The 14,752-nt window shown below is 29.1% G+C and carries 13 protein-coding genes; 10 read left to right on the top strand and 3 right to left on the bottom strand.

Going from position 1 to position 14,752, the window contains the following annotated elements; genetic code table 11:
* Positions 1 to 2 precede the first annotated feature (2 nt).
* The 10 genes from SHK09_RS05525 (at position 3) to SHK09_RS05480 (ending at position 10,204) form a co-directional block, all read left to right on the top strand.
* Positions 3 to 2,105 carry a M3 family metallopeptidase gene (locus SHK09_RS05525; RefSeq protein WP_319809779.1) on the top strand — a complete coding sequence of 701 codons (2,103 nt, stop codon included), beginning with the start codon at positions 3 to 5 and terminating at the stop codon, positions 2,103 to 2,105.
* Between the two features lie 8 nt (positions 2,106 to 2,113).
* Positions 2,114 to 2,491 carry a copper resistance protein NlpE gene (locus tag SHK09_RS05520; RefSeq protein WP_319809778.1) on the top strand — a complete coding sequence of 126 codons (378 nt, stop codon included), beginning with the start codon at positions 2,114 to 2,116 and terminating at the stop codon, positions 2,489 to 2,491.
* Positions 2,492 to 3,049 (top strand): pentapeptide repeat-containing protein, encoded by a 558-nt coding sequence (locus tag SHK09_RS05515; protein ID WP_319809777.1) that lies wholly within the window; start codon positions 2,492 to 2,494, stop codon positions 3,047 to 3,049. It abuts the gene before it with no gap.
* A 53-nt stretch (positions 3,050 to 3,102) separates the two neighbouring features.
* Positions 3,103 to 4,047, top strand: a complete 945-nt coding sequence (locus SHK09_RS05510) for a YihY/virulence factor BrkB family protein (protein WP_319809776.1) — start codon at positions 3,103 to 3,105, stop codon at positions 4,045 to 4,047.
* Positions 4,048 to 4,254: 207 nt separating this feature from the next.
* Positions 4,255 to 5,622, top strand: coding sequence for a histidine--tRNA ligase (hisS, locus tag SHK09_RS05505; protein WP_319809775.1), 1,368 nt, complete (start codon positions 4,255 to 4,257; stop codon positions 5,620 to 5,622).
* Between the two features lie 87 nt (positions 5,623 to 5,709).
* Positions 5,710 to 6,396 carry a GTP cyclohydrolase I FolE gene (folE, locus tag SHK09_RS05500; RefSeq protein WP_319809774.1) on the top strand — a complete coding sequence of 229 codons (687 nt, stop codon included), beginning with the start codon at positions 5,710 to 5,712 and terminating at the stop codon, positions 6,394 to 6,396.
* Between the two features lie 261 nt (positions 6,397 to 6,657).
* A complete protein-coding gene (locus SHK09_RS05495) occupies positions 6,658 to 7,719 on the top strand; it encodes a hypothetical protein (protein ID WP_319809773.1) in 1,062 nt (353 codons plus the stop codon).
* A gap of 256 nt (positions 7,720 to 7,975) precedes the next feature.
* Positions 7,976 to 8,512, top strand: a complete 537-nt coding sequence (locus SHK09_RS05490; protein ID WP_319809772.1) for a sigma-70 family RNA polymerase sigma factor — start codon at positions 7,976 to 7,978, stop codon at positions 8,510 to 8,512.
* On the top strand, positions 8,509 to 9,120 hold the full coding sequence (locus tag SHK09_RS05485) for a HEAT repeat domain-containing protein (RefSeq protein ID WP_319809771.1): 612 nt from the start codon (positions 8,509 to 8,511) through the stop codon (positions 9,118 to 9,120). The genes SHK09_RS05490 and SHK09_RS05485 overlap by 4 nt, the downstream gene beginning before the upstream one ends.
* A 4-nt stretch (positions 9,121 to 9,124) precedes the next feature.
* Positions 9,125 to 10,204 (top strand): hypothetical protein, encoded by a 1,080-nt coding sequence (locus SHK09_RS05480; RefSeq protein ID WP_319809770.1) that lies wholly within the window; start codon positions 9,125 to 9,127, stop codon positions 10,202 to 10,204.
* Positions 10,205 to 10,275: 71 nt separating this feature from the next.
* Here SHK09_RS05480 and secA read toward each other — a convergent pair whose 3' ends face one another.
* From secA to SHK09_RS05465, 3 genes are all read right to left on the bottom strand, one after another.
* The gene (gene secA / locus SHK09_RS05475) at positions 10,276 to 13,617 is read right to left on the bottom strand and encodes a preprotein translocase subunit SecA (protein ID WP_319809769.1); all 3,342 of its coding nucleotides are present in this window, start codon (positions 13,615 to 13,617) and stop codon (positions 10,276 to 10,278) included.
* A 150-nt stretch (positions 13,618 to 13,767) separates the two neighbouring features.
* Positions 13,768 to 13,989, bottom strand: coding sequence for a DUF2795 domain-containing protein (locus tag SHK09_RS05470; protein WP_265724938.1), 222 nt, complete (start codon positions 13,987 to 13,989; stop codon positions 13,768 to 13,770).
* 170 nt (positions 13,990 to 14,159) lie between these two features.
* Positions 14,160 to 14,732, bottom strand: coding sequence for a cob(I)yrinic acid a,c-diamide adenosyltransferase (locus tag SHK09_RS05465; RefSeq protein ID WP_319809768.1), 573 nt, complete (start codon positions 14,730 to 14,732; stop codon positions 14,160 to 14,162).
* Positions 14,733 to 14,752: the final 20 nt, after the last annotated feature.

Here is a 14,752-nt window from a genome sequence, read left to right as displayed (position 1 = left end):
AAATGAAAAAATATATAACAATAGCTGCTTCCTTATTATTGGTAATTTCTTGTAATACGAAAGAAGCAAAAAAAGAAAATACAATGGATATCTCGAAAAATCCTTTATTAATAAAAAGTACCTTAGAATATGGTACGCCAGATTTCTCTAAAATAAAAGCAGCTCATTTTTTGCCTGCAATTTTAGAAGGTATGAAATTGCAAAATGAAGCAATTGCAAAAATTACAGAAAATAAAGAAACACCAACTTTCGAAAACACCATTTTAGCTTTAGAAGAAAGTAGTAAGAAGTTAGATGACGTTAATTCGGTTTTTTCTGGTCTTGCAGGTGCACATACCAATGATACTATTAAAGAAAATCAAAAAGAATTAGCACCTAAGTTTTCTAAACATTCAGATGATATTTTATTAAACACAAAGTTATTCGGAAAAATTAAAACTGTTTATAATAATTTATCTGAAGCTAATTTAGATGCAGAATCGAATCATTTAGTAAAAGAATATTTTAAGAATTTTTCTAAAGCAGGTGCAAATTTATCCGAAGAAAAAAAAGAAAAATTAAAAGAAATTAATTCTGAAATAGCGAGTTTATCAAATGATTTTGGAAAGAAATTATTAGACGCTAGTAAAAAAGGAGGAATTGTAGTTGCTGACAAAGAACAACTAAAAGGTTTTTCTGATGAAAAAATAACATCTCTAGAAAAAGATGGGAAGTTTGAAATTCAATTAATAAATACAACACAACAACCAGCTTTACAGACTTTAGAAAATAGAGAAACAAGAAAGCAATTGTTTGAAAAATCGATTCACAGATCTGATACGGGAATCTATAATACAAGCGACTTAGTTTTAAAAATGGCTTTGTTAAGAGCAGAAAAAGCACAGATTTTAGGTTTCGATACTTATGCAAGTTGGAGTTTACAAGGTACAATGGCTGCAACACCAGACAAGGTTTTTAATATGTTTAAAAACTTAATTCCGGGTTCTTTAGATAAAGCAGGTTCAGAGATAAAAGAAATTCAGAAAGAAATTAATAAAGAAGGAAAAGACTTTAAATTAGCTGCATATGATTGGAATCATTATGCAGAAAAGGTACGTAAATCTAAGTACAATTTAAACGAAGAGGATGTAAAACCTTATTTTGAAATGACCAACGTTTTAGAAAAAGGTGTTTTTTATGCAGCTACAAAATTATATGGTATTACGTTTAAAAAACGTACAGATATACCAACATATCACCCAGATGTTGTGGTGTATGAGCTGTTTGAAGAAGACGGAAGTAAATTAGGTTTATTCTTTGGAGATTATTATGCTAGAGATAGCAAACGTGGTGGTGCGTGGATGAGTAGTTTTGTAAAACAATCTAAATTACGTAACCAAAAACCAGTAATTTATAATGTTTGTAACTCACCAAAACCGGCTGCAGGAGAACCAGCATTAATTAGTTTTGATGAAGTAGAAACGATGTTTCATGAATTTGGACATGCATTGCATGGTTTCTTTGGAAACCAGAAATATGCTTCAATTTCTGGTACAAGTACAGCAAGAGATTTCGTAGAATTTCCTTCTCAATTTAACGAGAACTGGTCTACACACCCAGAAATATTAAATAATTATGCAATTCATTACAAGACAGGAGAAGTAATTCCTGCAGAGTTATTAAAGAAAATTAAAGACGCAGGTACTTTTAACCAAGGTTATTCTATGATAGAAAACTTATGCTCTTCTAGTTTAGATATGAAATGGCACACAATTTCTGCAAATGAAAAAATAGAAGATGTTGCTAAGTTTGAAGCAGAAGCTCTAAAAAGTATGAAATTAAATGTATCTGAAGTTCCGCCAAGATACCGTTCTACTTATTTTGCACATATTTTTAGCGGTGGTTATGCTGCTGGTTATTATTCTTATTTATGGACAGAAATGTTAAGTCATGATGCGTACGGTTGGTTTAAAGATAATGGTTTGTTAACTAGAGAAAACGGACAAAAATTTCGTGAGCAAGTTTTATCTAAAGGAAACACAATGGATTATGCCGAAATGTATAAAGCCTTTGCTGGTAGAAACCCAGAAGCAATGCCAATGTTAAAAGCAAGAGGATTAAAATAGCAGTTTAAATGAATTATTTTTTTAAATTTTTAGTATTAAGTTGTCTTCTTTTTTCAGCTTGTAAAAGCAACGAAATAAAAGACGTTACAGGTGTTTATAAAGGTGAATTTCCTTGTGGAAATTGTACTGGAATAGATAACAAAATGACATTAAATGCTGATGGAACTTTTCTATTAGAAACTGTTTATAATGGAAAAGGAGATGATCGTGTTTTTAAAGAAACAGGAAAGTATATAGTAGAAGGAGGAAAACTACTGTTAGAATTAAAAAAGTTGCCTTTTAAATATAAAATAGGCGAAGACTTTATAGAGTTGTTAGATATTGATGGGAATAAAATTGAAAGTAAGTTAAATTATAAATTAACGAAGCAAAAAGTAATTTTATAAATGATAGATGCTTATTTCGATAGCGAAGAATACTCTAAAATAGATTTCAGTAAAACGAAAATTAAGAAAGGAGAATATGACAATTGTACATTTGTAAATTGTAACTTCGAGAGTATTCATGCGTCGAATATTCAGTTTGTAGACTGTAATTTTAGCAATACAATAGTAAAAGATACCGCTTTTAAAGATGTAAACTTTATTAAATGTAAAATGATAGGAGTAAAGTTTAATGAAGTAAATCCGTTTTTATTACAGGTTTCCTTTACCGAATGTCAATTAAATTTATCTTCTTTTTATCAGTTAAAAATACCAAACACCAAATTTACGAGTTGTAATTTAGAAGAAGTAGATTTTACAGAAACTATTGCAACCAGCTGTGTTTTTAATATGTCAGATTTAAAAGGAGCTATTTTTTATGATTGTCATTTAGAAAAATCAGACTTTAGAAACGCTCTTAATTTTAATATTAACCCAGATAAAAATTGCTTAAAAGGAGCAAGGTTTCGTAAAGAGAATCTTGCAGGTTTACTCTTAGATTATAAGATTGTAATAGCCTAATAAAGAATTAAAAAAACAAAGTAAAAATTAGATTTAACTTTGCATTTCGTATAATGACAAAAGAAATAGAAGACAAACTAGCAAAAGTACCAATTGTAAATATTTTGGTTAAAATTGGGAAGAAAATTAAAATTCCTGGTTTAGAAGGTATGTCTTTATATGACGTGTTAGAAATGTATTTTATTGGTATTATAGAAGGCGCATTAACAACAAGAGCTGGCGGAATTGCATATAGTTTTTTTATGGCAATTTTTCCTTTTTTACTTTTTGTATTAACCTTAATTCCTTTTTTACCAATAGAAGGTGCACAAGAAGGTTTATTATCTATTATTTCTGATGTTTTACCACCAAAAACCTTTGATGCTGTAGATTCTGTTTTGGTAGATATTATTAAGAATCAATATGGCGGTTTATTATCTTTTGGTTTTATAGGTTCTATTTTTTTAATGACAAATGGTGTAAATGCTATTTTTGGTGGCTTTGAATATTCATATCATGTAAAAGAAGTAAGAAATGTTTTTAGATCTTATTTTATAGCCATGTTGGTGTCTATTGTAATTGTACTTTTTTTATTGGTTACTGTAATGTTAATTATTTTTTTCGAGTTAATTTTAAAAGATATGGTTTCTTTAGGTTGGTTAGAAAGTAATTTAATTTGGTTGCAATTAGGGCGAGGTTTTATCTTTTTATTGATGATATTTCTTACCGTTTCTATGTTATATCATTATGGTGTTAAAGAAGGAAAACATTCAGGTTTCTTTTCTCCAGGAGCAGTTTTTACAACACTTTTATCTATTCTTACATTTTATTTATTTGGTTACTACGTAAACGAATTTGCAAAATATAACGAGTTATATGGCTCTATTGGTACGCTTTTAATATTAATGTTATTTATTTGGCTTAATGCAATTATACTCTTATTAGGTTTCGAATTAAATGCATCTATTTACTCTTTAAGAAGACGAAATAAAAGCTTTAGAACTCCTAAAAAATTATAACTTTTTCACGATATTTGCGCATGTAAAGCGTTTTAATATTTCACTCGATTGAAATTTTATTTACACAACGTTTGTCATTTCATTTGAAGTATAATTTGCAATTTTATCTTCTATGTAATGATTTTTTTAATAGTATGATTCTTGTTTTTACAAGAGTAAAAGAAAATACCAAGTAAAAAAAAATAATTTCAATACAAAAAATTAATAATGAAACCAAGCATCCCAAAAGGAACCAGAGATTTTTCGCCAACAGAAGTTGCCAATCGTACATATATTATGAATGCGATTAAAACAGCTTTTGAAACTTTCGGATTTCAACCAATTGAAACTCCGAGTTTCGAAAACTCGTCAACTTTAATGGGTAAATATGGTGAAGAAGGAGATCGATTAATTTTTAAAATTTTAAATTCTGGAGATTATTTAAAGAAAGCAGATGAAAAATTACTGTCTCAAAAAGATAGCTTAAAAGTAACTTCTCAAATATCTGAAAAAGCATTACGTTACGATTTAACGGTGCCATTTGCACGTTACGTTGTGCAGCATCAAAATGAAATTACATTTCCATTTAAAAGATACCAAGTACAACCTGTTTGGAGAGCAGATAGACCGCAAAAAGGACGTTTTAGAGAGTTTTTTCAATGCGATGCAGATGTTGTTGGAAGTAAGTCTTTATGGCAAGAAGTAGAGTTTGTGCAGTTATACGATACTGTTTTTACTAAACTTGGTTTAGCAGGAACAACGATTAAAATAAACAATAGAAAAATACTTTCTGGTATTGCAGAAGTTATTGGTGCCCAAGATAAATTAATAGATTTTACTGTAGCTTTAGATAAGTTAGATAAAATAGGTAAAGAAGGTGTAGTAAAAGAAATGTTATCTAAAGGAATTACTGAAGAAGCAATTGAAAAAGTACAACCTTTGTTCGATTTTACAGGTTCTAATTTAGAGAAACTAGCTTCTTTAGAAGCTATGTTGCAAACTTCCGAAGAAGGAAAAAGTGGAGTAGTAGAGTTGCGTTTTGTAATTGATTCTATTAATGAATTAGGTTTAGAAACAGCAACTTTAGAAGTAGATGTAACTTTAGCAAGAGGATTAAATTATTACACAGGCGCAATTTTTGAAGTAGCTGCGCCAGAAGGTGTAAAAATGGGTTCTATTGGTGGTGGTGGAAGATATGATGATTTAACAGGAATCTTTGGTTTAAAAGATGTTTCTGGGGTTGGAGTTTCTTTTGGTTTGGATAGAATTTATTTAGTTTTAGAGGAATTAGGCTTGTTTAAAGCAGTAGACTTACCAAAACCAAAGGTTATTTTCTTAAATTTTGATGCCGCTACAGATGTTGCAAAAATGAAAGCTGTAAAAAGTTTAAGAGAAAATAATATTAAATCAGAATTTTATCCAGATTTAGGAGAAAGTAATAAGGCTCAAAAACGACAATGGAAGTATGTTTCTACCAGAGAAATAGAATTTGTAGTTTCTGGTATTGAAAATGATGCTTTTATATTAAAAAATATGATTTCTGGTGAACAGAACAATTGTTCTTTATCAGAATTAGTAAATTTACTAAAGGCATAAGAAATTATAGTTAGATAGTTTTAATTTATTAATAAACTAAAATAATACGTCGCAAACACGTAAATTTGCACTTTAATAAAGAATGAAATGTTTGAATTAGACAGCAAAATGAATGACGATAGAATTGACGAATTAGGTGAGAATCATGTAGGTACTTCTGCGGAAAACCCAATAAGACCAGATGCATTTGATATTTCTGATGAAGATAAAATAGCAAAAATCCAAGAAAGTGTTAAAGATATTTTAACAACTTTAGGAATGGATTTAACAGATGATAGTTTACAAGGAACTCCTAAAAGAGTAGCAAAAGCTTTTGTAAACGAAATGTTTATGGGATTAAATCCTAAAAATATGCCTAAAGCATCTACGTTTGACAATAATTATAATTATGGTGAAATGTTAGTAGAAAAGAACATTGTTGTTTATTCTACTTGCGAGCACCATTTATTGCCAATTATTGGTAGAGCTCACGTGGCTTATATTTCTGATGGAAAAGTAATTGGACTTTCTAAAATGAATAGAATTGTTGAGTATTTTTCTAAAAGACCACAAGTGCAAGAGCGTTTAACAATGCAAATTGTACAAGCTATGCAAGAGGCTTTAGGAACGCAAGATGTTGCTTGTGTTATAGATGCAAAACATTTATGTGTAAATTCTAGAGGAATAAAAGACATCGAAAGTTCTACAGTTACTGCAGAGTTTGGTGGTAAGTTTAAAAATAAAGAAACTAAAAGAGAATTTTTAGATTATCTTAAAATGGATACTCAGTTCTAGTAATTTAGAATTTTAAAATATAAAAAACCGTTTAGAAGTTAGTCTCTAAACGGTTTTTTTTGTTATTCATTTATTCAAATTAAAAAGTAAGAAAACTTTATTTATAAAATAAAGTAGGGTTTTTTCTTAGTATTGCGTTTTATAATTGTAACATATTATTGGATATAAAAAAGTATTCAAATAATTGTTATTAAAAGGACAGCACACTAGAAAACTGTTTAGTGGTTGTTTATAATTTATAAATATTTTAAGATAAAAATTATGACAAAAAAAATCTATTATTTCCTTTTTTTAACATCAATAACTTTTTTAATGATGTCATGTGATGCTAACGAACCTATTGAAGTTGAAGTAAAATCTGAAGAGATTTCTATTCTAGCGAATGAAGTTTCAGATAATTTAACAATTAATTCCGCAGAAAAAATCGAAGGTACAATACCTGTTGCTAGCGAAAAGATACCTTTTACAGTTGTAAATCCAGAAAAATTCGCTTTTTTAAATGAAGGTTTTAATGTTGAATTAAATTTTGAACCTAATAAAGTTGCTGGTGCTTATTTTCAAATTAAGGCTAATGATGGCACTCTTGCAAATAGTTTTTATAAAATAGATTTATCTAATGTAAGTTTAGATAAAAACGAAAGTCTAAAATTAGACATCGATTTTAAATCAACAATGTCTGTTGGTACTTTTTGCTATGTTATTACTTTGTATGACCCAAATGGAGGAGTTAGTGATTCTGTAGATATTTGTGTTACTATAAAAAATTGGGGAGGAAATGATAGTTTATTAGGTGTTTGGGATTATACTAAAACAGAAAACCTAACTGCAGGAACTTCTGGTTTTTTTGATGTTGTTGGAGATAATGAATGTACTCCACAGAGAATAAAGATTCATACAGATGAATTGAAAGATTATGAGACCTGTGATATTATAGAAAGTAGTGTTGTAGAGTTTAAAGCAGATGGAACTTACGAATGGAAAGTTTCTGGGAAAAAAGATTATTTTAGTTTATTGAAGTCTTTAAATGAGGGAGTACCAAGTTTTGATGCTAAATCTAGCTCATATAGTTATGTTTTAAAAGGAAACTGGTCTTATATAGAATCTGAAAGTAGGTTGGTTATGTATGAATACAATACAGAAAAAGAAGATTTAGGTAAGGTAGTTATCAATAATATTGTAGTTGGAGAAGCATTATATTTTGCAAACGGAACTACAGAAGTTTCTACAGATAATTTTACGCTAACACAAGATCTTAGTAATTTATCTGATGTTTTTAAGGTATTAGATGGTGTTAAATTGAAGCAGTACTTTACTAAAAGATAATTTCTTCTATTTATATTTAAGTTGTCTAGAAAGACAAAAAAAAACTCAAGATTTATTAAAATCTCTTATTAATGCATAATCCGTTTAGAAATTTTCTAAACGGATTTTTTGTTTTAATGTTTAGTAGTTCATTTATCTTTTATTTTGAAAATTAATTTAGTAATTAATTCCATTTTTAAAATAAACTCATCTTTTTTTGCGACACTTCTAAAATTTTCACGTTCTTATAATGTAAACAAAAATTAACCAATCTTTTTTGAATACCAAACAACTCATACAAGCATGTAAACTGAATAATTATTCAGCCCAAATAGAAATATATCATAATTATAAAAATATGATGTTTGGTGCTGCAATAAGAATTTTAAATAATAGGGAAGAAGCAGAAGATGTTGTGCAAGACTGTTTTATTAAAAGTTTTCAAAAAATCCATCAGTTAAATGATGATGCAAGTTTAGGAGCTTGGTTAAAAAGAATTGTTGTAAACAAATCTTTGGATGTTTTAAGAGAACAAAAAAATATTGTTTGGATTGATGAAACTCTCATTTTAGAAACTGAAATAGAAATTGGAAATGATGAAATTGAAAACGATATTTCAATAGAATTTATTAAAGAAAGTATTCAACAATTAAAAGAAAAATACAGCATTATCTTGGTTTTGTATTTGATTGAAGATTATAATCACAGAGAAATAGCAGAGATGCTAAATATTAAAGAAAGTACAGTAAGAAACCAATATAAAAGAGGAAAAGACCAACTGTTAAAAATGATTCAAAAAAAGCAAATCGTATGAAGTTAAAAGAATTTATACAGAAAAATAAATCGGAATTTGAAACTGAAAAGATGTCTACAAAAGCAGATGTTTCTTTTGAAAAATTATTGAATAAAGAATTGCATCAACCAAAAAATAAAAAGGTTTTATATTTAAAATACATTTCCATTGCTGCTTGTTTTGCTGTTGTATTTTCTGTGGGATTTTGGTTTGTAAATCATCAAAAATCATCATCAATTCAAAAAGAATTATTGGCAAATTTACAGGATTCTTCTGCAGGAAAACGTTTAGAAGGTGTGTATGCATTTAATGATGAATATAAAAAAGAAGATTCCAGAATTATCAATAGATTGATTGAGATTATTCATAAAGATGAAAATGCAAATGTAAAAATTGCAACTATAGACGGACTTTTACAATTTCCATCAAATGAAAAAATAAGAAAAAATCTAATAAGGGCTTTGGAAAATGAAGACAAACCCTTGGTACAAATTAAATTGATTAAAGCTTTAACCATTTTAAGAGAAAACCGTGCACAAAAACCTCTTGAAAAAATAATTAATGATGAACAAACCTTTCCTATCGTTAAAAATAATGCAACGTTAGCAATGGTTGAAATTAAAAAATAACACCATGAAACACATAAAATTAATAGGATTTCTTACAATTGTATTTTTCATTTTAAACGTAAATGCACAAGAAAAAAAAATAAAATTCAACAAAGGAACTTTAAAAATATGTTCGTCTAAAAGTTTTATCATAGAAGGTTATGATGGAGATGAAGTAATTATTGAAAGCTTACATCGTAAAAATGAGATAAATTTTAAAGCTTTAAGTAAAAAATCTTCAAAATCAAATAAACCTGGTGGTGCCGTATTTTCTTTCAAAGGAATTAGTGGTGATTTTTCTAAGAAAAAGAAAAATGCTTGGGAGGTAACTCCTGGTCCTATTAGTGTGAAATTTACAGAAAGTGACTCTGTTAATGCTGTTAAAAAAAAGACTAAAAAAATTAGTTATTCTGTAAGTGGCGCATATACAGAAGATGATAATGCAGAAATTAAACCTAAAACTGTTTTTTTTAAAATAGATGATCCTACTCGTAAAGATGGTTTAAAAAGGCTTGGTAAGAAAGACGAAAATAGTGAGTTAGCAATATATTTTACTATCGAAAAAAAAGGTGATGAATTAATTTTTAAGGATAAAGTAGATGGTAATTTTATTATGACAAGTTATAGAGAACAATATAAAATTAAAATACCTAATTCTTTGCATTTAAATTGGACAACTAGTTGCACTGTATCAAAAAAAAATAGTAATCATTTCTTTTTTAATTCTGAAAAATCAAGTTTATCTAATTTTGATGGTGAAGTAGAGATTTCGTCTTCATTAAGTAATATTAATTTAAAAGATGTTACTGGTCCTGTTTCTATCAATTCCATTGGCGGAAATGTTACGATTGAGTTTGATAAAAAAATGCCAAAAGAGCTGTATTCAATTTACTCAAATAATGGTTTTATTGACATTACATTACCAACTGAGTCTAGTTTAAACTTAGATGCAAATGCTTCTGATATTTTTACAGATATAAACTTTAAGATTTTAGAAGAAAAAGAATTTGATAATCTTCAACGAATGAAATTAAAATTAAATTCAGGTAAAGTTTTAATGAAATTAAACGCTGGCCTAGGTAATATATATTTAAGAAAAATGTAGAGTTTTGTAAAAATTAAAAAAGCCGTTTAGATTTTTCTAAACGGCTTTTTTGTGTATAATAATCAGGTGTATTAGTTGTTAACCAAAACCCATTCACCTTTTTCAAGTAAAGGAATCGCTTGTTTAAATTTTACTTCTTTTTCTTCACCACTCATTACATTTTTAATTGTAACACGTTCGTTTCTACCAACTTTAGGTTGTTCTCTTACAACTGTTTCAACCGGTTCAGACTGTTGTGGTTTAGAATTAGATATAGCTTGTTCACTTGAGTTTTGAACGTCTGCTTTACTTGTGTTTAAACGTTCTTTTCTTTGATCTCTAGCTTCAGAAATTTGATTAGGATCTTGTGTTGGTAATTCTCCTTTAAATAAGAAAGACAAGACTTCTTTATTAATTTCGTCTACTGTTTTCTTAAACAATTCAAAAGCCTCGAATTTATAGATTAATAAAGGATCTTTTTGTTCGTAAGAAGCATTTTGCACAGAATGTTTTAATTCATCCATTTTACGTAAATGCTCTTTCCAGTTTTCATCTATAATTGCTAGTGTAATGTTTTTCTCAAAATCTGTTACAAGACTTTTACCTTCACTTTCATAAGCTTCTTTTAAGTTTGTAACAACTTGTAAAGATTTAATTCCGTCTGTAAAAGGAACTACAATGCGCTCATATCTATCTCCTTCATTTTCAAAAACGTCTTTAATTACCGGAAATGCTAAAACTGCATTTCTTTCAATTTTATTCTTGTAATGTTCAGAAACAATATCAAATAATTTATCTGCAATTTCTTTTTCACTTAGCTTATTAAATTCTTCTTCTGTAATAGGAGAAGTCATCGAAGAAAACTTGATTAATTCGAATTCGAAATTTTGAAAATCTTTTGCAGCTTTATTACTACTAATAATAGATTCACAAGTTTCATAAATCATATTTGCAATATCTACTTGCAAACGTTTACCATCTAAAGCGTTACGTCTTCTTTTGTAAACAAACTCACGTTGAGCGTTCATAATATCATCATATTCTAATAAACGCTTACGAATACCAAAATTGTTCTCTTCTACTTTCTTTTGTGCTCTTTCAATAGATTTAGAAATCATAGAGTGCTGAATTACTTCACCATCTTTTAACCCCATTCTATCCATCATTTTTGCAATTCTATCGGAACCAAAAAGACGCATTAAGTTATCATCTAAAGCAACATAAAATTGAGTTGACCCAACATCACCTTGTCTACCTGCACGACCTCTTAACTGTCTATCTACACGTCTAGAATCATGTCTTTCTGTACCAATAATTGCCAAACCACCAACTTCTTTAACTTCTTTGGTAAGTTTAATATCTGTACCACGACCTGCCATGTTTGTTGCAATTGTTACAACACCAGGTTTACCTGCTTCTGCAACAACATCTGCTTCACGCTTGTGTAATTTTGCATTTAAAATATTATGAGGAATTTTACGCATTTGTAACATTCTACCTAATAATTCTGATATTTCTACTGAAGTTGTACCTACTAAAACAGGGCGCTTTTGTTCAACTAAAACAACAATGTCTTCTATAACGGCATTGTATTTCTCACGTGCTGTTTTATAAACTAAGTCTTCTTTATCATCTCTTTGAATTGGTCTATTTGTTGGTATTTCTACAACATCTAATTTATAGATTTCCCATAATTCACCAGCTTCTGTAATCGCTGTTCCTGTCATACCAGAAAGTTTGCGATACATTCTAAAGTAATTTTGAAGTGTTACCGTTGCAAAAGTTTGTGTAGCATCTTCAATTTTACAATTTTCTTTTGCCTCAATTGCTTGGTGTAATCCATCAGAATAACGACGACCGTCCATAATACGACCCGTCTGTTCATCAACAATCATTACTTTGTTTTCCATTACAACATATTCAACATCTTTTTCAAAAACAGTGTATGCTTTTAAAAGTTGATTCATTGTATGAATACGTTCACTCTTAATACTAAAATCTTTATATAAATCCTCTTTAAGAACTGCTTTTTCTTCTGCAGAAATTTTAGAGCTATCAATCTCACCAACTTTTACACCAACATCTGGTAAAACGAAGAAATTATCATTTTCAGTCTTTTCAGACAGATGTGCAATTCCTTTATCTGTTAAATCTATTTGATTATTTTTTTCTTCAATAACAAACCATAGAGTTTCATCTACTTCTGGCATTAACTTGTTATTGTCTGCCATATAATAGTTTTCTGTCTTTTGAAGAATTTGTTTTGTTCCTTCTAAAGATAAAAACTTAATTAAAGCTTTGTTTTTTGGTAAACCTCTGTAAACTCTTAATAATTGAAAACCACCTTCTTTCGTGTCTCCAGCAGCAATTAATTTTTTAGCCTCTGCTAAAACACCAATTAAATATTTACTTTGTATACCAACAATATCGTTTACTAGTGGTTTTAATTCATTAAACTCATGTCTGTCTCCTTGAGGAACAGGACCCGAGATAATTAACGGTGTTCTAGCATCATCAATTAAAACAGAATCTACTTCATCTATAATCGCATAATTTGGTGGTCTTTGTACTAAATCGTCTTTAGAACTAGCCATATTATCACGTAAATAATCGAAACCGAATTCGTTATTTGTACCATAAGTAATATCTGCATTGTATGCTTTTCTACGAGCATCTGAGTTTGGTTGGTGATAATCGATACAATCTGTAGAGAAACCATGAAACTCAAAAATTGGTCCCATCCACGCTTTATCACGTTTTGCTAAATAGTCATTTACAGTTACCAAGTGAACTCCGTTTCCTGTTAATGCATTTAAATATACTGGTAGTGTAGAAACTAAGGTTTTTCCTTCACCAGTCATCATTTCTGCAACCTTACCTTGGTGTAGAACAGAACCACCAATTAATTGAACATCATAGTGTACCATGTCCCAAGTAACAGGCTTTCCTGCAGCATCCCAAGAGTTAGCCCAAAGTGCTTTGTCGTCTTGTAATGTAATGTGGTCTCTTTCACCAGATAATTCTCTGTCAAAAGAAGTTGCAGTTACTTCAATTTCTTTATTTTCTACAAAACGTTTTGCTGTTTCTTTTACAACAGCAAAAGCTTCTGGCATAATTTGTAGCAATACTTCTTCAGAAACTTTATATGCTTCATCCTTTAAAACATCTATTTCTGCATAAATATCTTCTTGCCTGTCAATATCTGCTTTTATAGCTTCTTCTTCTAAAGAGAATATTTTGTCATCAAATTGTTTTGTGGCTGTCTTTATCCTTTCTTTAAACTCAATAGTTTTTGCCCTTAATTCGTCATTAGTAAGTTTAGAAAATGTTGCTTCAAACTTTCTTACATCATCTACTACGGGTTGTAAAATCTTTAAATCTTTCTGTTGTTTATCACCTACAAAAAGTTTTATTACTGAATTTAAAATACTCATTATATCTAAGTTTATGTTAGCTAAAAATAATAGCTATATTATTTGTTTGTATATCAGGTTTTTATGAAAAATAAAATATAGGTTTCTATTCGTTAAAATAAAAACAAAAAAAAAGCCTCTTTAGAGACTTTTTATATTTAATTGTTATGTTTAGTATTCATCCTCGTTCCAAAGATAATCATCTTCAGTTGGGTAATCTGGCCAAATCTCTACAATTGAGTCATACGAATCACCTTCATCTTCTATATCTTGTAGGTTTTCTACTACTTCTAAAGGAGCTCCGGTTCTAATAGCGTAATCTATTAACTCATCTTTGGTTGCTGGCCAAGGCGCATCTGCTAAATATGATGCTAATTCTAATGTCCAATACATTTCTTATTGTTTAATTTTGTGCAAAAATAATTTTTTTGCTGAATTATGCAAGTCTTTTTTAAGAAATTTATTGTGAAGTTGCCTTTTAATTTTATTTTTTATTTAAAATCAACGATTTAAGTAAGTAAATAAAGTTTAAAACTTCTTCATCTCGATAAAAAAAGAACTTATTAATTTTTCTTAGGAATCCATTGAAATTCCTCTATTTGTAAGTCTTTAGACAATTTTCGTGCCAACACAAAAAGGTAGTCAGAAAGTCTGTTTAAATACTTTAAGATGTCATTATTTATAGCTTCATGGTCATTTAACTCTACAGATAAGCGTTCTGCTCGTCTGCAAACACATCTTGCTACGTGACAGAATGACACTGCCTGATGGCCGCCTGGAAGAATAAAATGAGTCATCTGAGGAAGCTCTGCATCCATTTTATCTATTTCATTTTCTAGGAAAACAATAGAGCCTTCATCTATTTTAGGAATATTTAGTCGCTCTTTACCAGATTTTAGAGTTTCCTTTTCTGGCGGAGTTGCTAACATTGCACCTAGCGTAAATAATTCATTTTGAATTTTTAAAAGTGATTCTTTAATATAATTTGATACTTCTTGGTCTTTAATTAAACCAATGTAAGAGTTTAATTCGTCTACTGTACCATAACTATCTATACGTAAATTGTATTTTTTTACTCTTGTGCCGCCAAATAGAGCAGTAGTTCCTTCATCTCCGGTTTTTGTATATATTTTCATTTTGGTTGTAGTTTTAAAGT

Source organism: Polaribacter sp. PL03, assembly GCF_033875165.1.
Taxonomy (GTDB): Bacteria; Bacteroidota; Bacteroidia; order Flavobacteriales; family Flavobacteriaceae; genus Polaribacter.
Note: the sequence above shows the minus strand (reverse complement) of the source record. Positions and strands in the feature narration are given on the sequence as shown.

Bases quoted from the DNA above. Each gene is read 5' to 3' on its own strand.
- SHK09_RS05525 (WP_319809779.1), top strand. From the start codon at position 3: ATGAAAAAATATATAACAATAGCTGCTTCCTTATTATTGGTAATTTCT.
- SHK09_RS05520 (WP_319809778.1), top strand. From the start codon at position 2,114: ATGAATTATTTTTTTAAATTTTTAGTATTAAGTTGTCTTCTTTTTTCA.
- SHK09_RS05515 (WP_319809777.1), top strand. From the start codon at position 2,492: ATGATAGATGCTTATTTCGATAGCGAAGAATACTCTAAAATAGATTTC.
- SHK09_RS05510 (WP_319809776.1), top strand. From the start codon at position 3,103: ATGACAAAAGAAATAGAAGACAAACTAGCAAAAGTACCAATTGTAAAT.
- hisS (WP_319809775.1), top strand. From the start codon at position 4,255: ATGAAACCAAGCATCCCAAAAGGAACCAGAGATTTTTCGCCAACAGAA.
- folE (WP_319809774.1), top strand. From the start codon at position 5,710: ATGTTTGAATTAGACAGCAAAATGAATGACGATAGAATTGACGAATTA.
- SHK09_RS05495 (WP_319809773.1), top strand. From the start codon at position 6,658: ATGACAAAAAAAATCTATTATTTCCTTTTTTTAACATCAATAACTTTT.
- SHK09_RS05485 (WP_319809771.1), top strand. From the start codon at position 8,509: ATGAAGTTAAAAGAATTTATACAGAAAAATAAATCGGAATTTGAAACT.
- SHK09_RS05480 (WP_319809770.1), top strand. From the start codon at position 9,125: ATGAAACACATAAAATTAATAGGATTTCTTACAATTGTATTTTTCATT.
- secA (WP_319809769.1), bottom strand. From the start codon at position 13,617: ATGAGTATTTTAAATTCAGTAATAAAACTTTTTGTAGGTGATAAACAA.
- SHK09_RS05470 (WP_265724938.1), bottom strand. From the start codon at position 13,989: ATGTATTGGACATTAGAATTAGCATCATATTTAGCAGATGCGCCTTGG.
- SHK09_RS05465 (WP_319809768.1), bottom strand. From the start codon at position 14,732: ATGAAAATATATACAAAAACCGGAGATGAAGGAACTACTGCTCTATTT.